The organism is Microlunatus elymi (genome assembly GCF_007362775.1).
Classification (GTDB): Bacteria; Actinomycetota; Actinomycetes; order Propionibacteriales; family Propionibacteriaceae; genus Microlunatus; species Microlunatus elymi.
On sequence record NZ_CP041692.1, the window covers coordinates 4,081,042 to 4,106,996 of the forward strand.

Consider the following 25,955-nt stretch of genomic DNA (forward strand, 5'->3'; position numbering starts at 1 on the left):
CCTCATGCTGCATGCACCGCCGTCGAGTCCAACGATGTCGTCGATACCGGCTGATCAAGATCAACTGGGTACGGTGCCTGCTCGCCGGCGGTGACCGCGAGGTCCATCCGGTTCTCGGCCAGTGGTTGCGGGCAGGTGCCGAAGTTGTTGAATGCGTACGGGAGATCGACCGCCTGGTTGAAATCCAGCACGACCTCGCTGCCGTCGTCGCCGACCACTACCGGCAACACCCGCCAGGGTGCGGTCTCGGCGCCGCTGGTCACGTCGGAGAACAGAATGCTGGTCCGGGCGCCGGTGACCACGGTCAGCCGATGCTCGACCCCACCGCGGCGGAACGACACCTCGCCGATCGCCTCCTGACGATGCCGGAGGCCCGGTTGAGCGCCCGCCACGGTGATCGTCCGCGGCGTGCCGAATCGGCGGAATTCGGCTCGGATCACCCAGCCCGGATCGAAGGCAAAGGCTGGCACGCCTCGGAACGCGGTCCGGCTCACGGCCTGTGGATCGTAGACCCGCAAGGCCAGACTGGCGGTCCGCTTGATCAACTCGATCCGTCTCGCGGTCTCGTCCAGTCGGCCGTATTCGGCAATGATCACCGACCCCGCCTCGCCCACCGACTGACGGATGGTGCCGGTGATCAACTCCTGACTGACCGGCCTGCGCAGACTGTCGCCCTCGTCCGCGTACCCGAGAAGCTGATCATCCTGAACCGACCACTGACCGGGGACCTCCGGAAACCGTAGCGGCGACTCGGTCAGCCAGTACAGCCCGGTCTGGGCCAATGGCGAATCGGGACGGCTCAGCTGGCGGAAGCGCTCGGCCCGCAGCTCATGCCAGCTCCGTTCGTGATCGACTAGGCCGGTATCGATGACGGTCATGACTGTGCTCCTTCTGCAACGTGGTTGCGCGGTGCGCTGCTGCCGGGTGTGCCAGTGCCCTGCGCGGTGATCGGCGCCGAGCCGGCCACGCCGGGATTGAGGTGCTGTTCGGTCCAGTAGGTCAAGCAGCGGAAACGTCGGCTCGTGTCGGATGGTTCTCGGACCCTTAGGTGTCGACCGTGCCTGCCTCCGGGGCCATCGTGGGAGTCGTCCTCTCATGATCAGGTTCCAAACTCAGATATACCCTAGTGATTCACTAGGATGTATAGGAATTGAATCGCCAGGTGTCTCGGTCCTCTCATCAGGGACCCGGATCTTGGGGATGGGTCCGCGCTTGCCCGGCGGTCCAGTCGGGCCATGTCTCCACCCGGGGCACCCCGCCGCGGAGGAGGGTTGCCGGCCAGCAAGCCGGGACTTGACACTGGCGCTCTTGACGCACCGAACGCTACCTCAGCCCCGGCTGCACGCTGAGCGCCTCGTCCAGAATGTGAGCAGGATCCCATCGGTGATTCAACCGGTCGATATCCGAGTGCTGATCCGGCCGGGATGTGCTTGTCTGATCCGGTGACCACGGAGCCAACGCAGGCGGCTGTCGTCCTCCGCGATCGCGAACTCGGCCGGCTCGTACGTGATCTTCGCCCGGATCCACCGGATCAGGCGCGCCTGTTCCGAGGACGGCTGATCAGCTCCGACGCTTCGTGTTACCTCAAGGTCGGGCCCGGAGAACTCGAAGCCGTATGGATGCCGGCCATCAGTGCTCGCGCCGTCGACATCGTCGCCCGCGTCCTCGCCACCGGCACATTCGCAGAGAACAACCAGCAGTGGCTACTCCTCGAAGATCTCCCCCTCCGAGCGAGGTCCGATCGGCTCGAAGACGTCCTGGGCGTGATGCGCTGCGCTGCCCGGTTTCAGCAGGTTGCCGCCGATGTGTCACTGCCCACCTACCCGATCGACGCCGAGTTCGTCACGACCTACACCCGGAAGGCGATCGAAGCCGACTGTCCCGGAGCGGCGGCGGCTGTCCTCACGCGAATCGACGCCGATGATCAATGGCTTCGTTCATGGGGCGGCCACACGATCGGCCACGGTGACGTCCACTTCTGGAACGCCGTCTCCGCGACCACGGCGGGTCCATGGCGGCTGATCGATCCGATCCCGCGCAACGCACATTGGGCCTGGGACGCCGCATACGCCCAGTTGACCTCGGGCGTGCCCGAGACACCAGACCTGATCGCCGTCCTCGCCGACCAACGACATCGTCTCGGGCTGCCGATTGAGGACGCAGAGCGGATCGACCAGATCCGCACTCAACTGCTCGGCTGGTCCTCACTGCTGTGGTGGGCGCTTCTGCCTGCCCGGCGGTACGAGCCGTGGTGGCGGAGCGAGGTCGAGCGCAACGTCGACGCCCTGGCCACCCTCCGACACTGAACGCGACGCCTTCCGAGCAGAGTTGCAGGAGGTTACGCACCCATACCGGGGCCCGGTCTCGCCCGAGACCCTGATATTGAGGCGCCAGTCGAGCAATTTGGCGCCCAGCAGCTGATATCCGCAACCTGGCGCCTCAATCGCAGGGTTTCGAACACGTCGCCGGGCAAGTCCCCTCTAGCCCGCCGATCTCCCCACCTCAGGGCAAAGGTCGTTCTCGGAATTGGAAAGTCGCTGGCCTTATCCGCAGAAGGCTGACACGGTGCAGGTGATCAGGCCGCCCGGAGCACGTTGACCCGGGCAGCGGAGTTCGCATAACTCGAGCACGGAGGCAGGCTTGCAACCCGAGCTGTTGTCGTTGCCGGATCGGTACCCAAGATCATCGACCTACGATCCGGAGTGGGTGATGTCGCTCGACATGGGACCCAATCCGTTGTGGCAGCTGGAAGAACTCTGGACCGATCTCGATCTGAAGCCGGGACAAAAGGTGCTCGACGTCGGCACCGGCCGCGGCGCCACGGCAGTGTTCCTCGCCCGCGAAGCTGGGGTCAGAGTGGATGCGCTCGACTTGTGGATCGCCACCGACGAAGCCGCCCAGACGTATCGGGATGCGGGCGTCGGTCAGCTCGTCAGGCCGCTGCAGGGCGACATTCGCACGCTCGAGCTTCCCGAAAGCGAGTACGACGCTGTCGTTAGCCTCGACGCCTGGGAGTACTTCGGGACCGACGTGCACTTCCTGCCACGTCTGGTTCGCGCACTCAAGCCCGGCGGTGTGCTGGCCTTCGCAACCCCGTCGCTGCGCGAAGACCCGTACATCAGCGACCCGCTTCCGGCGCTCGTCGACCTCGCCGCGTTCGAGGTGTTGAGCTGGCATCCGGCCGACTGGTGGGCCAAGCACACCGCGTTGACTGGCAAGCTGATCGACGTCCGAGCCTGGGTACCGCAGGACAGCCTGGATCTGTGGCTGCGCTGGGAACGTGCGGTCGACGGCAACCCCGAGATGCGCAGCGTGATCGCGGCCTATCAACAGCTCGGTGGCGATCCGCCGGCACTTGGACTGGTCCACGTGACCGGTCGGAAGCCGCCCCGGTGATAACGCCGTGCGCTCAGACCGGTGACTCCGCCGCCAGTTCGCCGTGGCGCAACCGGTGTTGATCGGCGAAGGGACTCAGCACCGTGACGAATTCCCCGGCAACTCTGTAACGGTCTACCGACGAAAGAGCCGCGGCGGATGCCACCGAAATACCGGCTGATCGCTCGTGTCATCGGTGAGTTCGAACGTCCAGTGCAAGCCACGCTCCCCGTTGAGGAATCTGATCGCCGGCTCGCGGATTGGATCGTAACGATGCAGGGCGAGCAGTTCGACGGCTCGGTCGACTTCGAACCATTGCGCATCATCGACGGTGCCGTCGGGGTCAGCCGGTTCAAGGTGTGGATCGGTCGTCGTGGCGGTGAAGTTCCAACTCTGTGACAGCTGAACGCCGCCGCGCCGGACCTCTGACGTCGCGATCAGCTGGAACTGCGCTGGGTCGAGCGTGCAGCCGGACTCCTCGACCAACTCGCGCGCCGCCGCAATTGCCGGCGTCTCGCCCTCCTCAATGCCACCGCTCGGCAACGTCCACAGCGGCTGATGGGTGAAGAAGTCGTGATCCCGTACCAGAAGGACTGCTTCTGCCAAGAACACGATGCTTCCCACGTAGCCGCGCACGAAGGGCAGTCAACCAGGCTGGCGTCCGATGCGCGATCGATAGCCCGACCGGCGGCTTCAGACTTGATCCTGGGCCGGCCGGAAGAATCCCGGACTCGTAAGCGGTCAGCTCCCGACGCCAGTAGGCCCAGTGATCTCGCCGGCGCGAGTGCTTGGCATGCGGGCCTGAGCGTAGCGGCCGAAACGTCTTTCGGACCAGCTGCAGCGCCAGACCATCACCGCGGTTGACCGTGACCAAACGGAGGTCTCCTGAAGCCGCGCCCGTGCCGTTCCCGAGCGGCCGATCCACTATCGCCGTAGCGCCGACTTCATCAGGGTCGATCATCCCCGAAGGATCACCCCAGGCATAAGGTCAGTCGTTGACACCCCAACACCGTCCCAGACGCGCGATGCTCCCCGCGACTGGAATTCGCGTGCACCCGACAACACACCCCGTTACCCCTGCCCCGGAGCCGGATGGTCGACCGGGCAGGTGCGGAGTGCTGTCGCCTCTAGCCTCGATATTTCGTGATCTTGGTGTTGTGACCGTGGGTTGAAACACGGAAGTGCCTGTCCTGCTTGGAAGACTAGCGATTGTCTGAGTCGTGAATCATCCAAGGGGAAAGGCACTCCGCAGGTGAAGCGTAACCGAGGTGGCGGACTGGTTCTTGATCCCAGGCGTGAGTCGTTGATTTCGTCGTCGGGTGCGTTGTTGTTGACCGAGACGATCCGGGCTGCCGGTCTGGATCGGGCCTTGTCGAGGGCGTTGGCTCGGTGGCGGGCCGATCGCTACGTGCATGATCCGGGCAAGATCCTGCTCGATGTGACTGTCGCGGTCGCCCTGGGTGGGGATTGTCTGGCCGATGTGGCCGCGGTCCGGGCCCAGCCTGAGGTGTTCGGCCCGGTGGCCTCGGACCCGATAATCTCACGACTGTTCACAACACTGGCCGCCGATGTCGATGAGGTGGTGACCGCGATCCGCTCGGTTCACGCGACGGCCCGGGGCCGGGTCTGGGCCCGGCGGCGGCCGGTGTCGGGACCGTCCGGGCAGCGCGATGGCGGGCAGGTGATCATCGATATCGATCCCACGTTGGTGACCGCGCATTCGGACAAACAAGGCGCCGGCCGGACCTATAAGCGGGGTTACGGGTTCCATCCGATCTGCGCGTTCGTCGATCACGGCGAACACGGCACCGCCGACACGCTGGCCATCGATCTGCGGCCGGGATGGGCCTCGGCGATGGACAGTGCCGACCACATCAACACCCTGGACCACGCCCTGGCTCAACTCCCGCCCGGTGAACGCGACGCGGTGCTGGTGCGGACCGATTCCGGACCAGGCAACAAAGACTTCCTCGACCACGTCATCGCTGCCGGTCTGGAATACAGCGTCGGGTTCAAGGCCAGCAACCGGGTCGCGGCCGCGATCGAGACGATCCCGGACCAGGCCTGGCAGCCGGCCCTGGACAGCAACGGTGATCGGCGTGAGGGTGCCGAGGTCGCCGAACTCACCCGGTGGATGCCACCCCTGACCCGTGGCCAGGACGAGTGGCCGGCCCAGATGCGGGTGATCGCCCGCCGGGAACGGCCCCATCCCGGCGCCCAGCTGAGGTTGACCGATCACAACGGCTGGCGGGTCACCTGCTTTGCCACCAACACCCGCGGCCCGGGCTGGACCATCCCGGTGCTGGAAGTCCGACACCGCCAACGCGCCCGCTGCGAAGACCGGATCCGCGCCCTGAAAGACACCGGACTACGCAACCTGCCCTTCCACGGCTACAACCAGAACCGGATCTGGGTCGAGATCGTCGCCCTGGCAGCCGACCTCCTGGCCTGGACCCAGACCCTGGCCTTCGAACCCACCGCCGACATCCGCCGGTGGGAACCCAAACGACTCCGCTTCCGCATCCTCGCCGTGGCCGGACGCATCATCCACACCAGCCGCCGACACCTCCTGCGACTCCCACGCGGCTGGCCCTGGAACCACTACATCGACCACGCCTGGACCAGCCTGAGCACCGCCTGACCAACCAGCCCCTACCCCAACGACCAAGGACCACGGAGAACCGGCGGACACAGCGCCGGAGCCCACCCCTGCCCACACCATCGATCGAAGCCTCAACCACTACAACCATGATCAACAACGAGCCAGACGAAAGATCGAGGCTAGGTTGAGCTCGCGGCTAGACCCTCACCGCCGGATTCCGTCGCCGACCGATGGTGCTACGGCGTCCGGGTGGCGGTATCCGGACGGGTGTAGGTCAGCGCCAAGTTGCCTCGCGGGAATGATCTCGCCTCGACCAATCTCAGCGTCGTGAACTCGGTGAACAATTGACTGCCACTGCCGTGCGCAACCGGCGTGATCAACAGGTGGTACACGTCGACCAGATCAGCCCGGACGAACGCCTGCGCGAAACGTACGCCGCCGTGGGCAAGGATCGGCCCGCCCTCTTCTGCTTTCAACGCGGCGATCTCAGGGGCCAGATCTCCCGAGCACACGGTTGTGGTCGCCCACGGCGTCGGGATCGGGTTGCGGGAGAACACGACCTTCGGGATCCGGTTCATCGCATCGGCCTCCGGCCCATCCTGGAACGGCCAATGCCCCGCCATGTCCTGATAGGCCTGAGCACCCATCACGTGTACGCCCGCGCTGCCGAGCACCTCGGCCATATGTGTCACGAACTCCGGATCGTTGTCGTACTCCACGAAGAAGTCTTCAGGCACCCCTGGCGGCGGGGCGCTGTAGCCGTCGAGGGACAAGCTGTGACGAAGGATGAGTGGTCGCACGGGATTCTCCTGAGGTCGATTCGAATGATTGTGGTGCACCAAGGCGGCGACCTGGCCCGCTACGCCGGCCTTGTGATCTGGGCCGGGGTCAAGGCCGGTAGATGACCAGGATCGAGCCGCCGGCGAAGGATGTGACATCGACGAGTTGCAGATCTGTCCGAGCGTCAAGGTGGTCGAACAGACGCCGGCCCTCATGGACCACGACCGGATGTATTCCGCGTGATTCAGCGCCCTTCCTGCCGCCACGATGGATCAAGGCCCAGTCGGCCCTCCACCCTCCGTCGAACAGAACGCCCACGGATCGACAGCATGCCGCCGCAGTCCGCAGTGGATCGATCGCCGGGCGGCCGGTTGAGTGACCACGGATCTGTTGCGTTCCCGCTGGAGCGTGCCGAACCGCTCGCCGCGGACCGGCTCGCCGCGGACCGGCTCGTCCGGCGTCGATCCCTGGGATCAAGGCGTCAGATCGCGAAAATCGCGGTCCGCAGGTGATTTTGACCATCTGGCGCCTCATATTCAGGTTCCCGGACCCGCCAACGTCCCCGGCCCCAAGGTGCGCTGCCCGCCCGGAAGTCGTTCCACCAACGGGACACCCGGCTCAGCCGACTCCACGCGGCGCAGGAACTTCGGCCAGATCGGACGGATAACAGCTTTGTCGCCTGCCAGGAGGAAGGGACCACCGGTTTGCCATGAGGATGGGACCGGGTTCGTCCCCGGTGGTCGACCGTGGGACCGATGATTGCTGATGGGTGGGGTTCTGGTCAATCCTGCTGGTCGGACTCGGCTGGTTTGCCGCGTCGGGGCCGTTGTCGTTGGCGGTAGGACTCGCCTTCGACGACGAGTTCGTAGGCGGCTGATTGGAACCGGTCCATCGCGGATTGGGCGAGCAGCGGGTCGGCCATCATGGTCAGGATTTCGGGTGGCTCGCGGTTGCTGGTGATGATCATGGAGCCTTTGCGGTGTCGTTCGACGATGAGTTCGTAGAAGTCGCTGGTTTCGGTGGTTTCGAGGCGGTGCAGGGCGAGGTCGTCCATGATCAACAAGTCGACGCGGTGGAGTTTACGCATCTCGTCGTCGTAACTGCCGTCGAGCCGGGCGCCGCGGAGTCGTTTGAACAGTTTGTCGGCGCGTTCGGCGTGCACGCTGTGGTGACGTCTGACGGCGATGTGGCCGAGTGCGTTGGCCAGGAACGTCTTCCCGACGCCGACGGGTCCCATGATCAGAACGTTGTAGGCATCGGCCAGGAACCTCAGTGAGGTGAGTTCCTGCCATAGGTCCTGATCGAAGCTGGCCGGCGTGGTGTCGTCCCAGGCCTGGAGCTGCATCTGCGGGTCGAGGTGGGCTGCTTTGGCGCGGCGTTGGGCGGATTGGCGGTCGCGGCGGGTGACTTCGTCGGAGAAGATCATTTCCAGGAAGTCGTGGTGCGGCATCCGGTTCGACCGTGCCAACGCGAGCCGGTCGGGCAGGGTGTCGAGGAGTTGACCGAGTTTCAACCGACGCATCAACGACTTCAACTCCGGGGTGACCTCGATCGGCTTGACCGCAGGCTCGGCATCCGGTCGACGACTCGCGCGCTGGCTCGTGCTCATGGCAACCTCCGGACCGTCTCCGACGACGAGTCGGAACCTGCTGTTGATCTTGAAAGTGTTGGTCTCGACGTTGATCTTGATGTTGACGTTGATCGCCGGATGGCGAAGTCGCCGGTGTCTCGGACGAACCGGGACGGCGCTGACACCGATCTCGCTGGACCCGGTGTCGCCGAGTCCGCTGTTGCTGGCAGCAGCGTGGGCTGGGCCTGGATGGCTTGGGTGGTGGCGCGGGTGAGCATGCGGTCGATCAGGCCGATGTCGATGACTTCGGCTTCCAACGCCCGCCGGCAGGCGTCATCGACCGCTTCTGGGCCGTGGCGTTTGACCAGGCCGAGGAGCCGGTAGACCTGCCGCATCTTGGTCCACGGCAACGGATGCTCCAACACCTGCGCGGCATAGACACCGATGTGGTCGCCGTGGATCGCGGCTTTGCGTTGCAGGGCGTCGATATCACGCATCGCATAGACCGACTGATGCGCCGGCAGATCAGCCGGATCGGTCTGCCGACGACCAGGTCCCACCCTCGGGTGGACCTTGATCAACTCGGCCCGCCAGTACAGCTTCACCGTCGCCGCATCGGCGCGGGCGGTGATCCGTTGCCCGATCAGATCGCCCGGGACGCTATAGAGGGCCTTGGCGACCTGGACGTGCCGGTCCGGGGCCACCTTCGGCCGGGTCCAGGACGGCACGTCGAACGGCGTCACAGGGCGGGCCAGCAGCTTCGGCTGCTCGTCGGCGGTGAACACCTCGGCCGGATGGAGCCGGGTCGTGCCATGGACCCGCATCCCGGCGGTCTCAGCACACCACCGCTCGGCCCGAGCCCGGCAATCGTCCAGGCCGTTGAACGACTCGCCGGCGAAGAAGTTCGAGCGCGCATACTGCACGCACCGCTCGACCCTCGGTTTGTCCTGCGGGCTGCGGACCCGGGCCGGATCGACCACGAACCCGCGGGACTCGGCATACTCCCGGAACGATTCGTTCAACCGCGGATCGGTCGCGTCCGCGCGGTCGACGATGGCCTTCATGTTGTCCGGAATCACCACCGCGAACACGCCGTCGAAGAACTCCCACGCCGCCTCGAACCCGGCAATCACCTCCTGCAATGTTTCACCGAAGGTCGGATAGACGAACATGTGCCGCGAATAGACCGCGGTGAAGATCAACCCCTTCGTCACCCGACGACGAACCTGACCGGAACCATGATCAACTTCGATCATCCCGAGTCGTCCGAAGTCGACCTGCAACTCTGCACCCGGCTCACAATCAGCGACTCGAACCGTGGCCCGCCGACGACCGAAGTCCAACTCACTGGTCGCATACCGATTCAGGGTCCGATACGACACCACCACACCCCGACGACCCAACAAGATGTTGATCTTGGTCAACGTCAGGCCCTGATCCAACCAGGCCTTGAGTTGATCATGATGAACAGCGATCGTCTCCCACGCCTCACCCTTGCCGTTGGGACGCTTGCTACGAACTCCACCGACCACCGCGGTGATCAACTCACTGGTCAGCTGGGACGCGTCCCCGTCACGGTCCAGGCCGTGGGACTGCGCCATCTCCACATACCGGCGGACCGTCTTCCGATCGGTGCCCGACAACCGGGCCACCTCCCGCAGACCGGTACCCGCCAGCCACAATCGCAAGATCTCTCGGATCTCGACCACCGAAACCTCCCGGAAGCTCATAGGGCCAATAGATCGGCCGAACAACCGAGACCCCGGCAGGCGCGCCAACGGTGGTCCCATCACTGGCAAAACCGTCAGCCAGGTGGTCCCATCACTGGCAAACCAGTGGTCCCATCCTCATGGCAAAACCGGCTCCGAAGCGGTCCCTTCCCGCTGGCAACCGACAGCTTTGTCGTCGGCGAGGGGATGCATCAAGTCGGCACCCGCGCCCTCACCAGAGCTGGAACGATGGGACTGATGACAGACCTCGAGCTTGATGAGCGTGCCCGAATCTGGGTCGAATCCCAGACACGGTCGTCGATCGCGGCCGTGACGGAAATGGGCGGCGGCATCACGAACACCAAGTGGAAGGTCCGGCTCAGCCGCGGCGATCCGGTGGTCATCCGTTGGTCCGATCCTGCCGTATGGGCTGAGAAGGGTCGCGATCACGTTCAGCGGGAAGCGGCTGCGTGCAGACTCCTCGCCACCTCCGACGTGCTACTGCCCCGACTCATCGCCACGGACGGGTACGGAGACGTTGCCGGCGCCCCGGCAAACCTGATGACCTGGCAACCCGGCTCGCCCCGACTGGACCCCTTGGGTACGACTGCCGTTCACGAACTCGCACGGCTAGCCGTGGCGATCCACCGCCATCCCGTGCCCGTTCAGGACCGCGCTCCTACCTTCAGCTATCGCTGTCCGGCCTCTCCGGAGGTCCCGGACTGGGCCCGGCGCCCGGCGTTGTGGCGCCGGGCCATCGACATCTGGAAGGCAGGGGCCCCGCCGACACCGTACGGCCTGCTGCACCGAGACTTCCATCTCGGAAACATCCTGTGGGATGGGGACCAGGTCACCGGCGTCGTCGACTGGGCCGAGATGTCGTGGGGACCGGCAGATCTGGACGTCGCCCACATATGCGCCGACTTCGCCATGTTGCACACCCTCGCCGATGCCGACGCGTTCCGAACGAGTTACCAGGCACTCGGCGGCGTGCTGGATCGGGATCTGGACGGCAACCGATTCTGGATCGTCAGCGACATTCTCGGCTTCCTGCCCGACCCGGCCCATATCCTGCCCGGCCTGGCCGGCGCCAGGCCCGACGTCCGTCCCGACGACGTCCGGTTCGGCCTGGAGGAGCTGCTCGAACGCACGCTGTCCTGACGCACTCGGGGCCGCGAAGGTCAGGTCAGCGACTCTTCCGGCAGCTCGCTGTCGCGTTGACGCGCTCGCACCGGCGGACGACCGCTGACCGGCTGATAGGCGTCGAACTGGTACTGCAGAATTCCCTCCCCGCCGGTGAGGTCGGGCAGTTGGTGCTGCAGCTCGTGCAGCCGGGCGGCCACGAGCCGGGCCTCGATGCGTGCCATCATCCCCACCTGCCATTGGCCTATGGGTTGGGCGCGCATCCGTCCGAGGACGGTCTGCAGCGCAGCGGCGTCGGATTCCGGCACCTCGAGCGAGATGCGGAGCACCGGCTCGCACACCTGGGTGCCGGCGAGCCGGAGGGCCTGCCGGCAGACCACCGGCGTCACCTTGCGGTAGTCGCGGGACGTGCTGGTGGGGCCGCGCTTGGACGGCGGTCCGTCGGCGACGCTGTATGCGGTCTCGACCAGCGTGACGATGCAGTCGGTGACGGCCCAGCCGTAGTGTCCGCGCGCAAGAGCGTCCCGGACGTGTCGTTCGATCGCGGAGGCGAACCGCTCGACATCGCCGTACAGATACAACGGCATGTCGAGGGCCGGGGCAGCGACGGCAAAGCGCACCCCACTCCCCGGCTCGCCGGGTTCGATCCGCAGCCCGATGGTCGCCTGGTACGGGTTGCTCGGGGTGTTCAGCCGCTCGACCGCGGTAGCCACTGTCCGCGGCCGCTCGATGTGCAGCACCGCGGCGTCGGCGAAGCGCGCGTCGACCCCGTACTCGTCGGCAAGGGTGGCTTGGAGCACCTCTTGCTGTACCCGGCCGTACAGCGACACGGTGGGGTGACCGGCGGCGTCGACGTGAACGTTGATCAGTGGATCCTGATCGGCCAGTTGCACCAGGGCCGTCCGCAACGCCGGGCCGTCCTCGGGTCGTCGTGCCTCAACGGCGGCCTCGAGCGTCGGCGGCGGGAAGTGCGGTTCGGTCTGCACGGCCAAATCGCCGACCGCGTCGCCGACCCGTACGGCGGCCAGGCCGTAGACCCGACCGATCTCTCCGGGGACGAGCCGATCCGCCGGCCCCCAGCCGTGGGAGCCGTAGGTCTCCACGGCCGACACCTTCCCGCTGCGGCCGCCGGAAAGCTCCAGTCGTTGGCGTGGACGCAACGTGCCCTCGTTCATCCGGAGGTACGCGATCTTGCCTCCCTCCGGGCCGCGCTCGACCTTGAAGACCCGGGCCGATATCGGTGCGTCGATCGCGCCCGCGGCGGTGGGCAGCAACGTCGTCAGCGATCCCAGGAGCTCGCCCACCCCCGCCCCGGTCAGCGCGGAACCGGCGAAGATCGGGTGCAGCACGCCGGCCCGGGTCTGCGCCGCGACGTCGGCGGTCAGATCGCTCTCCGACAGCACCGTGCCGTCGACGTACGCCGCGAGCACGCCGTCATCGTGCTCGGCAAGGGTTGTGGTTGCTCGCTCGGCGAACGCGGGATCGTTCGTCCGGTACGTGGCAAACGACGATGCCCGGGACCCAGCGCTCAGCACGCGCCCCATCGGCAGGACGTCGGGCGTCAGCCGGGCACGGATCTGACCGATCACCCGTTCCAGATCGGCGCCCATCCGGTCGATCTTGTTGACGAACAGCAGCGTCGGCACGCCGAGCCGCTGGAGGGCACCCATGATGATCCGCGTCTGCGGCTGCACGCCCTCGACGGCCGAGATCACCAGGATGGCCCCGTCGAGAATGCCGAGGACGCGTTCGACCTCGGCGATGAAGTCCGGGTGGCCCGGAGTGTCGACGACGTTGATCATCCGGTCTGCCAGGGCAAACGACACCGCCGCCGACTTGATGGTGATGCCCCGGCGCCGTTCCAGGGCGAGGGTGTCGGCACGAGTGGTACCGGAATCGACCGAGCCCGGCTCGTCGATCGCCCCACCGAGATAGAGGAGCTGTTCGGTGAGAGTGGTCTTACCGGCGTCGACGTGGGCGAGAATGCCCAGGTTGAGAAAGCGGACGGGAGCTGGTGGCACGCGGAATCCTTGAAACAGAAGGGGTCGAGAGAAGCTGGCGAAGGACCACGTCCGTTGCTCGCATCGTCAAAGCCTCCTGTTTCGGCATGCCCGTTCCGGGTTGTCGGGCCGTATCGTAAGCACGTCCGCCGTCCGCTGTCAGCACATTTATCGCCACGAGGTCACGGGACGGCCCGGCGCGTTAGGTCTGGATTCGGCTCCGCGCCGCCATACACTCGCACCTGGGTCGACCAGCCGGCCCGGGCCCCTTTCCCGCTACACCCTCGCGGAACAACTTGGAGCAGGCGTGACGATGACGAGTACGAGCGACCCGCTGGTCGGGCACGTACTCGACGGGCGCTACCGGATCGTCGATCGGGTCGCCCGCGGTGGCATGGCCACGGTATATCGGGCCACCGACACCCGCCTGGACCGGATGGTGGCGGTCAAGGTCATGCATCCCGGTCTCGGCGACGACGCCGACTTCGCCCGCAAGTTCGACCGGGAGGCACGGTCCGCGGCTCGGCTGTCACATCCCAACGTGGTCTCGGTCTTCGATCAGGGCAGCGACCTGGACACCGGCTCCGGCTTCGATCACGCCGGTTTCGATCAGGCCGGCTTCCAGACCGGGGGCGGCCGGCCGTACATCGTGATGGAGCTGGTCGGGGGCCGTACCCTGCGTAGCGTCATCTCCCACGAGGCGCCGTTGGCGCCGATCCGGGCGCTGAGCATGATCGAACCGGTGCTCGCCGCCCTGGCCGCCGCGCACGAGGCCGGCCTGGTGCATCGCGACGTCAAGCCGGAGAACGTGCTGATCTCCGACCGCGGGCAGATCAAGGTCGGCGACTTCGGGCTGGCCCGGGCCGTCACCGCGCAGACCTCGACGGCGACCGCGGGACTGCTGATCGGCACCGTCTCGTATCTGCCGCCCGAGCTGGTGACCACCGGCAGGGCCGATGCCCGATCCGATGTCTACAGCGCAGGCGTGGTGCTGTTCGAGATGCTCACCGGCCGCAAGCCGCACACCGGCGAGACCCCGATCCAGGTGGCCTACGCCCACGTACACAAGGACGTGCCGCCGCCGTCCGGCCTGCCCACCGCAGGTCCGATCCCGGACTATGTGGATGCCCTGGTCGCCCGCGCGACCGCCCGCAACCCGGACGCCAGGCCGCACGACGCCAAGGTGATGCTGGCCCAGGTGCGACGGGTGAAGTCCGCGTTGGCGGCCGGGCTGCGCACCGATCCCGAGCTGAGCCAGGATCTGACCGTGCCGCTGCTGGCATTGCGAGAGGACGCCGAACGTGGCCGGCCGGCCGGCGCGAACAACGGCACCGATCCGTACGCGGCCACCACCGCGATTGCCCCGCAGATCGCCGCAGCGATCTCCGAAGAGGGGCTCGGCGCACTGAACGAGCCGTACGCCCGGCCCGCCGGCTTCCAGGAGTACGCCCCCGGCTTTCAGCGGTCCCCGGTCCAGGAGCAGGAGTACACCCCGACCGACATCCGCTTCCTCAGCGGTCCGTCCACGCCGACCCAGCACACCGAGACCAACCTGATGCCGGTGCCGCTGGCCGATCAGGCCGCGGTCAAGCCGGTGCCGCCGCACCGGCCCGTCCATCGCTCCCGGCACCGGGTCCGCGGCTGGATCGCGTTGCTGTTGGTGATCTTGCTGACCGCGGCCGCAGTTGCCGCCGGCTGGTACTACGCCAAGGGCCGGTTCACCAGCGCACCGGCGCTGACCTCGATGTCGAAGCAGCGCGCCGAACAGGTCGCCAGCAAGTCCGGACTGGACGTCAACTTCAGCCAGAGCTATTCCGAGACGGTGCCGAAAGGGACCGTGATCAACACCAGCCCGCGGCCCGGCGCCAAGATCCTGCGCGGCGGCGAGATGACCGTCGTGCTGTCACGCGGTCCCGAGCGTCATCCGATGCCGAAGGTGACCGGGCTCTCCAAGGACGCCGCGGAATCCCTGCTGCAGAAGGGAAAACTCGCCGTCGGCTCGGTCTCCGACAAGTTCAGCGAGAGTGTCGACAAGGGCCTGGTGCTGAGCAGCTCGGCCGAGCCGGGTGATCGGCTCAAGGCCGGCACCAAGATCAACTTGGTGATCTCCGCCGGGCGCAAGCCGATCAAGATCACCAACTACACCGGCCAGAACGCCGAACAGTCCGCGACGGCCCTGAAGGACGCCGGCTTCAAGGTCAAGATCACCAGCGAGCACTCCGCCACCGTGCCGGCGGGCGCAGTGATCAGCCAGTCCCCCGCCGACGGCACCGGCCACTTGAAGGACCGGATCAAGCTGGTGTCCTCCCTCGGCCCGGTGATGGTGACGGTGCCTCAGGTCCGCTCGATGGGCGTGGAGGCAGCCAAGAAAACCCTTCAGGACAAGGGATTCAAGGTTCGTACGACAACGTCGACGATCTTGAACCTGGGCCTGGGGTACGTGGCCTCGTCCGATCCCGGCGCCGGCAAGAGCGTGCCGAAGGGATCGACCATCACCCTGACGCTGGTCTGACGCTTCAGAAGGTGTGGGCCCCGGCTCCGCGAAGATCAACAAGCTCGGTCGGGGTCATCGCGTTGATCCGGCCGATCACCATGGTGCGGCCGATGTCGTTGAGCAGTCCGTCGTGGATCGGGAATCCCCTCGGCGCACCGACCGCGCGGGCGAAGTCGATGCCCTCCTTCATCGCCGCCCACGGGCCGTGCAGCGGAAACGCCAGCACGTCGACATCGTCGGGTGCGTACTCGTACGAGTCGCCGGGGTGGAACAGCGTCGGCTCCCCGTCCGCGGCGATCAGGTAGCCGACGTTGCCGATCCGCGGGACGTCGGCATGGATGATCGCATGCTGTCCACCGACCGCAGTGATCGTCACCGACCCGACCGAAACCGACACACCCGCGGCCAGACCGGACGCACCGGGCAGCTCGGGCATCGGGCCGGACTGGCCTTCCTTGCCTGCCAGCTCGAGCACCGACGGCTCCACGATCACCCGAGCGTTCGGGTTGGCCGCCAGCAGTCCGGGCAGCGCCCGCGGATCGAGATGATCGGCATGCTGATGGGTGACCAGGACCGCGTCCAGATCGGTCAGCCCGTGCCACTGCGCGTCGATGTTTCCCGGATCGATCAGGATCCGCGTGCCCGCGGTTTCCACCAACGTGGCCGAATGTCCAAGGTGCGTGATCTTCACGATGGTCACCTTAACCCCGGCCAACCGACCTTGATCAACTCCGGCTGTTGCGGCTCTGCACCAGTCGCTCAGCAACCTGAAAGGCCAACTCCAGCGACTGATTGCGGTTCAGCCGCGGATCGCACAAGGTCTCGTAGCGGCTGGACAGATCGGCCTCGGCCAGCTCCTGCGCACCGCCGACGCACTCGGTGACGTCGTCGCCGGTGAGCTCGATGTGCATCCCGCCCGGCCACGTACCGAGCTCGTCGTGCACGTCGAAGAAGCCGTTCACCTCGTCGATCACGTCGCTGAACGCGCGGGTCTTGAAACCGTTCGCCGACTCGAACGTGTTGCCGTGCATCGGATCGCAGACCCAGGCCACCTGCCGGCCGCTGGCGGTCACCTTCTCCACCACGTCCGGCAGCAGGTCGCGGATCTTGCCCGCGCCCATCCGGGTGATGAAGGTGATCCGGCCCGGCTGATTGGCCGGATCGATCCGGTCGGCCAACTCCAGCGCGGTGTCGGCGGTGGTGGTCGGGCCGAGCTTGATGCCGACCGGGTTGCTGACGTGCCGCATCAACTCGACATGGGCACCGTCCAGCTGGCGGGTCCGCTCCCCGATCCAGATCAGATGCCCGGACGTGTTGTACGGACGGTGGGTGCGGGAGTCGATCCGGGTCATCGCGTGCTCGTACTCCAGGCTCAACCCCTCGTGGCTGGAGTAGAAGTCGACCGTACGGGTCTGCTCGCTCTCGATCCCGCAGGCCTCGATGAACGCCAGCGCCCGCTCGATCTCGGCGGTCAACTGTTCGTAGCGCACCCCGGCCGGGCTGTTGCGGACGAAGGCGGAATTCCACGAGTGCATGGTCCGCATGTCGGCGAACCCGCCCTTGACGAAGGCGCGCACCAGATTGAGGGTCGCCGAAGAGGCGTTGTAGACGCCGAGCAGCCGCTGCGGATCGTGCCGGCGGGCCTGCTCGGTGAAGTCGAACCCGTTGACCGCGTCACCGCGGTAGGCCGGCAGGGTCACGTCGCCGCGGGTCTCGGTGTCGGAACTGCGCGGCTTGGTGTACTGCCCGGCCATCCGGCCGACCTTGACCACCGGCACCTGCGCGGCGTACGTCAGCACGATCGCCATCGACAGCAGGGTGCGCAGCTTGTTCTGGATGTTGGAGGCGGTGACCCCGGCGAACGTCTCGGCGCAATCGCCGCCCTGCAACAGAAAGGCGTGGCCGGCCGACACCTCGGCCAGCTTGTCGCGCAACTCGTCGCACTCGCCGGCGAAGACCAGCGGAGGCAACCGGCGCAGCTGCCGGACGACGTCGGCCACCTCGTCGGCATCGGCATAGGTGGGCTGCTGAAGAGGTTTCAGCGCGTGCAGATCCTTCAGCGTGGGCAGCTCAGACACGGCGACAGATTAGTCGACAGCGCGGACGCTGGTCGCATAGGCGTCCACATACGTCTGACCGGACAGCTCCATGATCTGGTACATGATCTCGTCGGTGACCGAGCGGAGGATGAATCGGTCGGTGGACAGGCCCTGATAGCGGGCGAAGTCCAGCGGCTTGCCGAACTTGATCGTCGGACTGATCACCCGGGACAGCACCCGGCCCGGTGGTGCGATCAGGTCGGTACCGATCACCGCCGTCGGGATCACCGGCACGCCGGCCTCCAGAGCCAGCCGGGCGACTCCGGTCCGACCTTTGTAGAGCCGGCCGTCATGACTGCGGGTGCCCTCGGGGAAGATGCCGAACAGTTCGCCGCGCTGCAGTACCTTCAGACCGGCCCGCAAGGCACCCTGACTGGCGGCGCCGCCGCTGCGATCGACCGGGACCTGCCCGGTGCCGGAGAAGAAGCGGCGCTGCAGGAAACCTCGTACGCCGGTGCCGGTGAAGTAGTCGGACTTGGCCACGAAGGTGACCCGGCGATCCAGCGCCAGCGGCATGAACATCCAGTCCGCGTACGAGAGATGGTTGCTGGCCAGGATGGCCGGCCCCTCCTCGGGCACGTGCTCCTCGCCCTCGACCTTCGGCCGGAACGACCGCTCGACCACCGGGCCGACCAGGATGTTGCGCAGCAGCCAGTAGAGCACCGCGCCGGCGTTGGACTCCTCGTTCTCCGGCCCGCGCAACTTGTCCGGGACCCGAATGTCGGGCACATGCAGGTCGGGCACGTGCAACTCGGGGACCGAGAACTCGGTCCCCCGGCGACCGGGCAGCCGAATCCGGTGCTTCCGCCCGGTTTCGGGTTCGTCCCGTTCCGGCCGCTGCTGCTCGGGCATCAGGCCGCCTCCGACTCCCTACGCGGAAGCGCCGGAACCGGACGGCCCAAGCCGGGACGGGCCAGCACCGGCGCGGCCACCGGCTGGCCCCGCCGCAGCCCGGCCTTGACCGCCGACACGTACACGTCGACGTAGGTCTGACCGGACAGCTCCATGATCGCGTTCATCATCTCGTCGGTGATCCAGCGGAGAGTATCGCGATCGTTGCCGGCGCCTCGGTAGGCGGAGAAATCCATCGGCTTGCCGATCCGGATCCCGGGTCGGTGCAGTCGCGGGATGCCCAGCCGGTTCTTGTACATCTTCGTGTTCGAGACGGCCACCGGGATCACCGGCGCACCGGTCTGCAGCGCCAGCCGGGCCGCACCCGTACGCCCTTTGTACAGCCGGCCGTCCGGCGACCGGCTGCCCTCCGGGAACATGATCAACACGCCGCCGTCGTGCAGCACGCCGGCGAAGGCGGCCATGTCGTCGGCGCTCTTCTTGCCGCCGGATCGGTCCAGCGGCAGCATCTTGATCGCCCGCAGGAACCACTTGAACACCAGGCCCTTGAAGCCGGCCATCGCGAACAACTCGGCCTTGGGGGTGAACACCAGCCGCCGCTTGAGAATGGCGGGCAGCAGGATGGTCTCGCCCTCGGCGAGATGATTGCCCACCAGGATGGCCGCGCCGGTCTCGGGGATGTTCGACTCCCCTTCGACCCACGGCCGCCACCACGCGCTGAACAGCGGCTGGGCGATCAGTCTTTTCACGATCCAGTAGAACAAGGTTTCCTCCGGCCGACCCACCCGTCTCGGTCGGTCGCAGCAACCATAATGCGCAGCGCCCGAGCACTGAAAGCAGAGCGTCGTACGGCTGCGGATACGCTTCGCAACATGAAACTGCTGCCGCGCCGGAAGACGGTTCTTCCGCAGCCGGCGACGGTTCGCCCCGGCACCGATGCGTACGCGGCCGGGGACGGGAGCATCGGGGTCCTGCTGATCCACGGTTTCACCGGATCACCGGCTTCGATGCGCCCCTGGGCCGAGCAGTTGGCGGCGGCCGGTTATCGGGTACGAGTCCCCCGGCTGCCCGGTCACGGGACCAGCTGGCAGGAGCTCAACCTGACCCGCTGGCAGGACTGGTACGCGACGGTCAAACGCAGCTATGCCGACCTGTCGGTGCAGACGGACAAGATCGTGGTCTGCGGGCTGTCGCTGGGCGGGGCGCTGGCGCTGCGACTCGCGGCCCGACAGCGCGTCCGCGAACGCCGAGCGCTGCATCGATCGCGACGGCCCGGCCGGCCGGCGGAGCAGTCGCCGACACCGCTGGTCGGGCTGTGCCTGGTAAATCCCGCCCTGCACAATGCCGATCCGCGGTTGCCGCTGCTGCCGCTGCTGAAACACCTGACCGGCTCGGTGGCCGGGATCTCGAACGACATCGCCCGGCCGTTCGCCGACGAGTTGGCCTACAACCGGACCCCGCTGCGGGCGTTGGCCTCGATGGTGCAGCTGTGGGATCTGACCATCGCCGGACTGCATCGGGTCGATCAGCCGATCCTGCTTTTCCGCTCCCGACATGATCACGTCGTCGGCCCCACCTCGGCCCGGATCCTGCACGAGCGGGTGTCCAGCACCGACGTCACCGAACACGAACTGCAGAAGAGCTTCCACGTCGCCACCCTGGACTACGACGCGGACTTCATCGTCAGCGAGTCACTCCGCTTCATCCGCCGCGTGACGTCCTCCTAAACCTCCCCTTGCGGCCACCACAGCCGCGCGCAAAACCCACCCCCGCACCCGATACCGGCCGGCCCCGCCACAGCCGCGCGCAAAACCTGCTCCCGAAGCCGATATCTCGCGTGCGGCGGTCGCTTTCGGGTGCGGCAGCTGGGCCGCGCGCAAAACCCACCCTCGCACCCGATACCGGCCGGCCCCGCCACAGCCGCGCGCAAGATCAACTCCCGCACCCGTTATTCGGAGTGCGTGGGTCAGTTTGGGGTGCGGGGATGGCTCAGCGATCCGGTACGGGTCGTGTCTCGCCGACGAGGATCAGCGGGTCGGGACCGGCGGCGAGGGTGGCCCGGACGACCTCGGCGGCGAAGGTGTCGACGCTCGGCAGGTAACCGGCTTCGGCGCGGCGTTGTTCGATCAGTCCTGGACGCGCTCGGTCGAGAAGTTTGGCGGTGATGGTGCCGTCGATCAGATCGCCGCTGACCACCACCAGCGACACGCCGCGTTCGGCGTAGCCGGGCGCCCGTTCCAGCAGCGCATCCTCTCCGGCGCGTTTGCTGGCCGCGACCGGGGCGTACTCGGACAGCGTTTCGCCGGCGCCGTGGAAATGCGCCTCGTGACTGGTGACGAACACGATCCGGCCGCCGGACGTCATTTGTTCGACGGCGAGGTCGGCGAGCCGGACCTGCGCGACACAGTTCAGTTGCGTCGCGTAGTCGGCCGGGGCGTCGCGCTCCAGCCCTCCACTGGCGTTCAGCACGAGTCGGTCGAGTCGGCCGAACTCCCGGACCGTTCGCGCGACCATCGACTCCACAGCTGCCGGTTCGGTCAGGTCGGCACGGATCGCAACCGCCTGACCGCCGGCCGCCCGGATCCGCTCGACGACGCGATCGGCACGGGCCTGCTTGTCGCGGTAGTTGATCACCACGTCCAGGCCCCGCCTGGCCAATCCGACGGCCGTCGCCTCACCGATTCCGCGTGATGCGCCGGTCACCAATGCCACCGTCATACAGGTCCCCTCAGGAGTCAGCAGTCGACGTGGCGTCCCAGGCTAGTGGGGGCTCGTGGTTGATTCCCGAGTCGGGGTTCGGCCGATCAGGGCTCGAGGCCGGTCGGGAATCCGTCCTGGAGCACCTCGACTCCCAGGTGCATCGCATCGAGCAGCGCGGCCCGATCCAGGGCGCCGTCCTCGAGATCGGCGAGAAGCGGGACGACTGCGGCGGCCACGGCAGCCACCAGCATGGCGGCGTACACAGCAGGTCGAGGGTCATCGGCTTCGAGGCCGAGCCGACGACGAATGAATTCTCCTGCGTCCTCGATCGGCCGCAGGGCACCGATCACAGCCGCCGTCACGCCCAGCTCCGGAGTCGTGACGACCAGCCGCATCCGCGCCTGCTCCACCTTCCACTCCTCGGCGGACAGATCGTCGAAGGCCGCCCGCACCGCCGCTTCGTACGCGGCGGCGATCGACAGCTCGGCAGGAGCGGCGGCCAGATGAACGGCCACGACCTCGTCCTGGAGATCGGTCAGCAACGCCGACTCCTTGCTGGGGAAGTAGCGGAAGAAGGTCCGCGGCGAAACGTCGGCGGCGTCGGCGATCTGGTCGATCGTCGTACGAGCAAAGCCGTTCTCGCTCATCAGGCGGATGGCCGCCGCCTGCAAGGCCTGCTGAGTCCTGCGCTTCTTGCGCTCCCGGAGCCCTGTGCTGGTACCTGCCGTGGTCGTCATGTCCTCAGGCTACAGGAATTGCCAGTTGGCATCTTCCGCCACCTGTCATATGCTGTCAGTTGTCAGATGGTGTCTTTTTCGGGAGGGGTTCGAGATGCCTGCGAAGTCGCGATGGCTGGCGCTGGTCGCCTTCAGCTTGTCGATTCTGGTCATCGGACTGGACACCACGGTCCTCTCGGTGGCCCTGCCGACCCTGGCCCGAAAGCTCGACGCAACCCAGTCGGACCTGCAGTGGTTCAGTACGGCGTTCATGCTGACGCTGGCCGGTGGCATGCTGCCGGCCAGCGTGATCGGCGACCGGCTCGGACGCAAGAAGACCCTGGTCGCCGCGCTCATGGTCTTCGGCGGATGCGCCTACTGGTCGGCCCACGTGAGCGGGCCCGGGCAACTCATCGCCGCCCGGGCGATGATGGGCTTCGCGGCGGCACTGATCTCGGTCATCGCGCTCGGCATGATCCCGGCGCTGTTCGCCCCCGAGGAGCGTGGGAAGGCCATCGGGATCATGATGACGGCGACCTTCATCGGGCTACCGATCGGGCCGATCGTCGGTGGGTGGATCCTGACCAACGCCTGGTGGGGCTGGGTCTTCCTGATGAACGTGCCGGTCGCCGGCCTGGCCGCCGTCATGGTGGTCGTGCTGGTGCCGGAGACCAAACCGGACCGGCCGGAGCCGGTCGACATCATCGGCCTGGTGCTCAGCATCGGCGGCCTGGCCGCGGTCTGCTACGGATTCGTCGAGGCCGGCAGCAAGGGCTGGCGGGACCCGGCAACGCTCGGTTGGATCGGCGGCGGAGTCGCCGCGTTGATCATCCTCGCCGGCTGGGAGCAGAGCATGGCGAACACCCGCCAGTTCCCCCTCATTCCGCCGTCGCTGTTTCGGATCCCGGGCTTTGCGGCCGGCACCTTGGTGCCCTGGATCGGTCAGTTCTCCCTGATGGGGCTGCTGTTCATCCTGCCGCTGTACGGGCAGGCCGTCCGAAACGAGGACGCGATGGGCAGCGGAATCAGGCTGCTGCCGCTGATCGGCGGCTTCACCGTGGCGGCGGTGATCGGCGACCGGCTGGCCGGACGGCTCGGCCCGCGGGTGGTCGCGGCCGGCGGCTACCTGATCATGGCGATCGGCGTACTCCTCGGTGCCCGGATGACGGCGACCTCGTCCGATCTCTACCTCACGATCTGGCTGGCGATCGCCGGACTCGGCCTGGGTCTCGGCCTCGTCACCGCCGCCTCGGTGGCGCTCAAGTACATACCGCCGGACCGGTCGACGCAGGCATCGGCGGTCTACCAGGCGCTGCAGAAGACCGGCGGCCCGCTCGGAGCCGCCCTGCTCGGCAGTGCTCTGAGCCAGGCGTACCAGCACCATCTCGTCCTGCCGGCCCGGCTGAGCGCGAGCGCGACGGAAACGATCAAGTCCGGGGTGTTCCAGGGACTGGCCGTCGCCGACCGCGGACCCGGACTCCGTACCACCGTTCGGGACGCGTTCGTCAGCGGGATGACGACGACGCTGTGGATCTGTGTCGGCATCGCCCTCGTCGCCGCTGCGGCGTCGATCGGACTGCTCCCCGGCCGCACGCCCGCTGCCCGACGGGCACGGCAACCCGCGGACGCTGAACGCTCCGCCGGTCCAGATCCGATGCCGGCCTGCGAACCGACGAATCCGCCGGACGAGTCGTCGCCGGAACCGGCCGCCGCAGGCACCGCCGAACTGGCCGGACGGCGATCACCCGCCCCGTGAGCGCCGGCCGACGCCGAGCAAGCTTCCCCACCGGCCTCAGCCGTGGCAACGTGTCGCCCATGAGCGAGCCGACGACAGCCGAGGAACAACGCGATTCCGGCAGCAGCGATCGGGGGTTCTTCGGGCATCCGTGGGGCCTGGCCAACCTGGCCGGCGTGGAGCTCTGGGAGCGGTTCAGCTTCTACGGGATGCAGGGCATCCTCATCTACTACCTCTACTACAGCGTCACCAAGGGCGGCCTGGGGATGCCGCAGGAGGCCGCGACCTCGATCGTCGGCGCGTACGGAGGTCTGGTCTACCTGTCGGCGATTCTCGGGGCCTGGTTCGCCGACCGGATCTTCGGAGCCGAACGGACGCTGACCTACGCCGCGATCCTGATCATGCTCGGGCACATCTCACTGGCCGTCGTGCCCGGCTTCGCCGGCGTCGGCATCGGCCTGATCTGTGTGGCGATCGGCTCCGGCACCCTGAAGACCACCACCAGCTCGGTGCTCGGCGACATGTACGGCCTGAAGGACGATCGCCGCGACGCCGGCTTCTCGATCTACTACATGGGCGTGAACATCGGCGCCCTGGTCGGCCCGCTGGTGACCGGCTGGGTGTGGAAGATGGACGGCTTCCACTGGGGCTTCGGGCTGGCAGCGGTTGGCATGGCGATCGGCCTGACCCAGTATCTGCTGATGCGCCGGCGGACTCTCGGCAACGCCGGCAAGACCGTCAGCAATCCGCTCGATCGGGCCGGAGCGCTCCGCTACGGCCTGGCCGCCGCCGTCGCAGTGGCGCTGATCGTGGTGCTCACGCTGACCGGTGTGATCACCGCGAACCGGTTGTCCGCCATCGTGGTGGTGGTCACCGTCGCCGCCGCGATCATCCTGTTCGCGGTGATGCTGAGCAGCAACCGGATCAGCGGAGTGGAACGACGCCGGGTGATCTCGTTCATCCCGATGTTCATCGCCAGCGCCGCCTTCTGGTCGCTGTTCCAGCAGCAGTTCACCGTGGTCGCGGTGTACTCCGACAAACGGTTGGACCGGTCGCTGTTCGGCTGGCAGATGCCGCCGTCCTGGACCCAGTCGATCGAACCGATCTTCGTGATCGTCTTCGCCGGCGTGTTTGCGGCGATGTGGACCAAGCTGGGGCCGCGACAGCCGTCCTCGCCGATCAAGTTCTCCCTCGGCACCATCATCATGGGGCTGGCGTTCTGGCTCTTCCTGCCGTTCGCCGCCAGCGGCAAGAACGGCACTCCGCTGTTGTGGCTGGTGCTGATCCTGTTCGTCTTCTCGATGGCCGAGTTGTTGCTGTCGCCGGTCGGTCAGTCGCTGTCCACCAAGCTGGCACCGGCGGCGTTCCACAGCCAGATGATCGCCCTGTTCTTCCTGTCGGTGGCGATCGGCAGTTCCGCTGCCGGCGCGTTGGCCGGCCTGTACACCACCGACAACGACGTCGCCTACTTCCTGCCCATCGGCGCGGCCTCGATCGCGGTCGGCATCATCCTGGCCGTGATGAGCAGGTGGATCCGCCGGATGATGGGCGGGGTGCATTAGCTCGGGCCTCCGCGTCGGCATGCATTAGTGCATCGGGGGGTGCCCCGACCCGACCGGGTTTGGCTACGCTGCCGTCATGAGGGATCCGCGCGACGACCGAGGTCCGGATGATCCCCTGCCCGGCGACGGGCCCGACGATCAGGAGATGTACGACCGGGCCTTCGCCGAGTTGATCGAGCAGTTCGAGGTCCTCGCCGACGATCCCCAGCCCGTCGAGGAGGAACCGCTGCCGTCGCCGGTCGAACCGGAAGCGGGGCCGTTGCCGCCGTTCCACTTCCGGCTGGACGACCTCGCACTGCCGGACGACGACGAACCCGCCGACCTGGTGCCGGAGTCCGAGCAGTTCGTACCGCCGAATCCGCCGTGGCCCCGACCGACCGCGCCGCTACTGATCGGCTGGCTCGGTGTCGGGTACGCAATCGTGGCCATGCTGCTGATCGCCTTCGGCGTGCCGCTGCCCCGCTGGGTGGGTTGGCTGGCTGTGCTCGGTTTCGTCGGTGGGTTGGTGCTCCTGCTCAGCCGGCTGCCCCGGCATCGACCACCGGACGACGACGGCGCCCAGCTGTAGCCACACCCCCTGCTCAATCCGGACCCTGCTCAATCCGGACCCTGCTCAAT

General features: G+C 67.0%; 21 protein-coding genes, 1 pseudogene and 1 riboswitch. Of the genes and pseudogenes, 10 read left to right on the forward strand and 12 right to left on the reverse strand.

What is annotated here, in order from left to right; translation table 11 throughout:
- Nucleotides 1-2: 2 nt before the first annotated feature.
- Entirely contained in the window at nucleotides 3-878 is an 876-nt protein-coding gene (locus FOE78_RS18380; RefSeq protein WP_168207581.1) for a DUF1684 domain-containing protein, read from the reverse strand.
- A gap of 325 nt (nucleotides 879-1,203) precedes the next feature.
- Nucleotides 1,204-1,314: riboswitch (SAM riboswitch) on the reverse strand.
- 128 nt (nucleotides 1,315-1,442) lie between these two features.
- On the opposite strand from FOE78_RS18380, the gene FOE78_RS18385 reads away from it, so the two are divergent.
- Nucleotides 1,443-2,306, forward strand: coding sequence for a hypothetical protein (locus FOE78_RS18385; RefSeq protein WP_143987573.1), 864 nt, complete (start codon nucleotides 1,443-1,445; stop codon nucleotides 2,304-2,306).
- A 403-nt stretch (nucleotides 2,307-2,709) separates the two neighbouring features.
- Entirely contained in the window at nucleotides 2,710-3,396 is a 687-nt protein-coding gene (locus FOE78_RS18390) for an SAM-dependent methyltransferase (protein ID WP_143988923.1), read from the forward strand.
- 114 nt (nucleotides 3,397-3,510) lie between these two features.
- On the opposite strand, the gene FOE78_RS18395 is transcribed toward FOE78_RS18390, so the two are convergent.
- Nucleotides 3,511-4,011: an NUDIX hydrolase gene (locus FOE78_RS18395; RefSeq protein ID WP_168207582.1), complete on the reverse strand. Its 501-nt coding sequence runs from the start codon at nucleotides 4,009-4,011 to the stop codon at nucleotides 3,511-3,513.
- A 616-nt stretch (nucleotides 4,012-4,627) separates the two neighbouring features.
- On the opposite strand from FOE78_RS18395, the gene FOE78_RS18400 reads away from it, so the two are divergent.
- Complete coding sequence (locus FOE78_RS18400; RefSeq protein ID WP_323125687.1) at nucleotides 4,628-6,016, forward strand: IS1380 family transposase; 1,389 nt, start codon at nucleotides 4,628-4,630, stop codon at nucleotides 6,014-6,016.
- A 197-nt stretch (nucleotides 6,017-6,213) separates the two neighbouring features.
- On the opposite strand, the gene FOE78_RS18405 is transcribed toward FOE78_RS18400, so the two are convergent.
- The 3 genes from FOE78_RS18405 to istA form a co-directional block, all read right to left on the reverse strand.
- Nucleotides 6,214-6,777, reverse strand: a complete 564-nt coding sequence (locus FOE78_RS18405) for a dihydrofolate reductase family protein (RefSeq protein ID WP_168207583.1) — start codon at nucleotides 6,775-6,777, stop codon at nucleotides 6,214-6,216.
- A 761-nt stretch (nucleotides 6,778-7,538) separates the two neighbouring features.
- The gene (locus FOE78_RS18410; RefSeq protein WP_143984871.1) at nucleotides 7,539-8,366 is read right to left on the reverse strand and encodes an ATP-binding protein; all 828 of its coding nucleotides are present in this window, start codon (nucleotides 8,364-8,366) and stop codon (nucleotides 7,539-7,541) included.
- Nucleotides 8,363-10,057 (reverse strand): IS21 family transposase, encoded by a 1,695-nt coding sequence (gene istA / locus FOE78_RS18415; protein WP_210414660.1) that lies wholly within the window; start codon nucleotides 10,055-10,057, stop codon nucleotides 8,363-8,365. Before istA ends, FOE78_RS18410 begins: the two co-directional genes overlap by 4 nt.
- A gap of 237 nt (nucleotides 10,058-10,294) precedes the next feature.
- On the opposite strand from istA, the gene FOE78_RS18420 reads away from it, so the two are divergent.
- Nucleotides 10,295-11,197, forward strand: a complete 903-nt coding sequence (locus tag FOE78_RS18420) for a phosphotransferase family protein (protein ID WP_168207584.1) — start codon at nucleotides 10,295-10,297, stop codon at nucleotides 11,195-11,197.
- 20 nt (nucleotides 11,198-11,217) lie between these two features.
- Here FOE78_RS18420 and FOE78_RS18425 read toward each other — a convergent pair whose 3' ends face one another.
- Nucleotides 11,218-13,200, reverse strand: coding sequence for an elongation factor G (locus FOE78_RS18425; protein ID WP_143987577.1), 1,983 nt, complete (start codon nucleotides 13,198-13,200; stop codon nucleotides 11,218-11,220).
- Nucleotides 13,201-13,486: 286 nt separating this feature from the next.
- Here FOE78_RS18425 and FOE78_RS24915 point away from each other — a divergent pair.
- A pseudogene (locus FOE78_RS24915) lies at nucleotides 13,487-14,434 on the forward strand (protein kinase domain-containing protein); the annotation flags it as partial.
- Nucleotides 14,435-14,923: 489 nt separating this feature from the next.
- The gene (locus tag FOE78_RS24920; RefSeq protein WP_456082855.1) at nucleotides 14,924-15,691 is read left to right on the forward strand and encodes a PASTA domain-containing protein; all 768 of its coding nucleotides are present in this window, start codon (nucleotides 14,924-14,926) and stop codon (nucleotides 15,689-15,691) included.
- A gap of 4 nt (nucleotides 15,692-15,695) precedes the next feature.
- Here FOE78_RS24920 and FOE78_RS18435 read toward each other — a convergent pair whose 3' ends face one another.
- From FOE78_RS18435 to FOE78_RS18450, 4 genes are read right to left on the reverse strand one after another with little or no spacing between them, the layout of a single operon-like run.
- Nucleotides 15,696-16,364, reverse strand: coding sequence for an MBL fold metallo-hydrolase (locus FOE78_RS18435; protein ID WP_143987579.1), 669 nt, complete (start codon nucleotides 16,362-16,364; stop codon nucleotides 15,696-15,698).
- A gap of 34 nt (nucleotides 16,365-16,398) precedes the next feature.
- Nucleotides 16,399-17,751 (reverse strand): class II 3-deoxy-7-phosphoheptulonate synthase, encoded by a 1,353-nt coding sequence (locus tag FOE78_RS18440; RefSeq protein WP_143987580.1) that lies wholly within the window; start codon nucleotides 17,749-17,751, stop codon nucleotides 16,399-16,401.
- A 9-nt stretch (nucleotides 17,752-17,760) separates the two neighbouring features.
- On the reverse strand, nucleotides 17,761-18,624 hold the full coding sequence (locus FOE78_RS18445; RefSeq protein WP_143987581.1) for a lysophospholipid acyltransferase family protein: 864 nt from the start codon (nucleotides 18,622-18,624) through the stop codon (nucleotides 17,761-17,763).
- Nucleotides 18,624-19,388, reverse strand: a complete 765-nt coding sequence (locus FOE78_RS18450) for a lysophospholipid acyltransferase family protein (RefSeq protein ID WP_168207585.1) — start codon at nucleotides 19,386-19,388, stop codon at nucleotides 18,624-18,626. The genes FOE78_RS18445 and FOE78_RS18450 overlap by 1 nt, the downstream gene beginning before the upstream one ends.
- A 108-nt stretch (nucleotides 19,389-19,496) precedes the next feature.
- Here FOE78_RS18450 and FOE78_RS18455 point away from each other — a divergent pair, with 108 nt between their 5' ends.
- Entirely contained in the window at nucleotides 19,497-20,351 is an 855-nt protein-coding gene (locus FOE78_RS18455; protein ID WP_143987583.1) for an alpha/beta hydrolase, read from the forward strand.
- Nucleotides 20,352-20,613: 262 nt separating this feature from the next.
- Here the strand turns inward: FOE78_RS18455 and FOE78_RS18460 are convergent, their stop codons facing one another.
- Both FOE78_RS18460 and FOE78_RS18465 read right to left on the reverse strand, forming a co-directional pair.
- Nucleotides 20,614-21,342, reverse strand: a complete 729-nt coding sequence (locus FOE78_RS18460) for an SDR family oxidoreductase (RefSeq protein ID WP_143987584.1) — start codon at nucleotides 21,340-21,342, stop codon at nucleotides 20,614-20,616.
- An 86-nt stretch (nucleotides 21,343-21,428) separates the two neighbouring features.
- Nucleotides 21,429-22,061 carry a TetR family transcriptional regulator gene (locus FOE78_RS18465; RefSeq protein ID WP_143987585.1) on the reverse strand — a complete coding sequence of 211 codons (633 nt, stop codon included), beginning with the start codon at nucleotides 22,059-22,061 and terminating at the stop codon, nucleotides 21,429-21,431.
- Nucleotides 22,062-22,155: 94 nt separating this feature from the next.
- Here FOE78_RS18465 and FOE78_RS18470 point away from each other — a divergent pair, with 94 nt between their 5' ends.
- The 3 genes from FOE78_RS18470 to FOE78_RS18480 all read left to right on the forward strand — a co-directional run bounded on the left by FOE78_RS18470 (nucleotide 22,156) and on the right by FOE78_RS18480 (nucleotide 25,905).
- On the forward strand, nucleotides 22,156-23,796 hold the full coding sequence (locus FOE78_RS18470) for an MFS transporter (protein WP_168207586.1): 1,641 nt from the start codon (nucleotides 22,156-22,158) through the stop codon (nucleotides 23,794-23,796).
- Between the two features lie 59 nt (nucleotides 23,797-23,855).
- A complete protein-coding gene (locus FOE78_RS18475) occupies nucleotides 23,856-25,337 on the forward strand; it encodes a peptide MFS transporter (RefSeq protein ID WP_143987587.1) in 1,482 nt (493 codons plus the stop codon).
- A 76-nt stretch (nucleotides 25,338-25,413) separates the two neighbouring features.
- Nucleotides 25,414-25,905: a hypothetical protein gene (locus tag FOE78_RS18480; RefSeq protein ID WP_143987588.1), complete on the forward strand. Its 492-nt coding sequence runs from the start codon at nucleotides 25,414-25,416 to the stop codon at nucleotides 25,903-25,905.
- The last annotated feature ends 50 nt before the right edge of the window (nucleotides 25,906-25,955 follow it).

Excerpts from the sequence above, each read along its gene's own strand:
- FOE78_RS18380 (WP_168207581.1), bottom strand. The coding sequence starts at position 878 with ATGACCGTCATCGATACCGGCCTAGTCGATCACGAACGGAGCTGGCAT.
- FOE78_RS18390 (WP_143988923.1), top strand. The coding sequence starts at position 2,710 with ATGTCGCTCGACATGGGACCCAATCCGTTGTGGCAGCTGGAAGAACTC.
- FOE78_RS18410 (WP_143984871.1), bottom strand. The coding sequence starts at position 8,366 with ATGAGCACGAGCCAGCGCGCGAGTCGTCGACCGGATGCCGAGCCTGCG.
- istA (WP_210414660.1), bottom strand. The coding sequence starts at position 10,057 with ATGAGCTTCCGGGAGGTTTCGGTGGTCGAGATCCGAGAGATCTTGCGA.
- FOE78_RS18420 (WP_168207584.1), top strand. The coding sequence starts at position 10,295 with ATGACAGACCTCGAGCTTGATGAGCGTGCCCGAATCTGGGTCGAATCC.
- FOE78_RS24920 (WP_456082855.1), top strand. The coding sequence starts at position 14,924 with ATGTCGAAGCAGCGCGCCGAACAGGTCGCCAGCAAGTCCGGACTGGAC.
- FOE78_RS18445 (WP_143987581.1), bottom strand. The coding sequence starts at position 18,624 with ATGCCCGAGCAGCAGCGGCCGGAACGGGACGAACCCGAAACCGGGCGG.
- FOE78_RS18455 (WP_143987583.1), top strand. The coding sequence starts at position 19,497 with ATGAAACTGCTGCCGCGCCGGAAGACGGTTCTTCCGCAGCCGGCGACG.
- FOE78_RS18460 (WP_143987584.1), bottom strand. The coding sequence starts at position 21,342 with ATGACGGTGGCATTGGTGACCGGCGCATCACGCGGAATCGGTGAGGCG.
- FOE78_RS18465 (WP_143987585.1), bottom strand. The coding sequence starts at position 22,061 with ATGACGACCACGGCAGGTACCAGCACAGGGCTCCGGGAGCGCAAGAAG.
- FOE78_RS18470 (WP_168207586.1), top strand. The coding sequence starts at position 22,156 with ATGCCTGCGAAGTCGCGATGGCTGGCGCTGGTCGCCTTCAGCTTGTCG.
- FOE78_RS18475 (WP_143987587.1), top strand. The coding sequence starts at position 23,856 with ATGAGCGAGCCGACGACAGCCGAGGAACAACGCGATTCCGGCAGCAGC.
- FOE78_RS18480 (WP_143987588.1), top strand. The coding sequence starts at position 25,414 with ATGAGGGATCCGCGCGACGACCGAGGTCCGGATGATCCCCTGCCCGGC.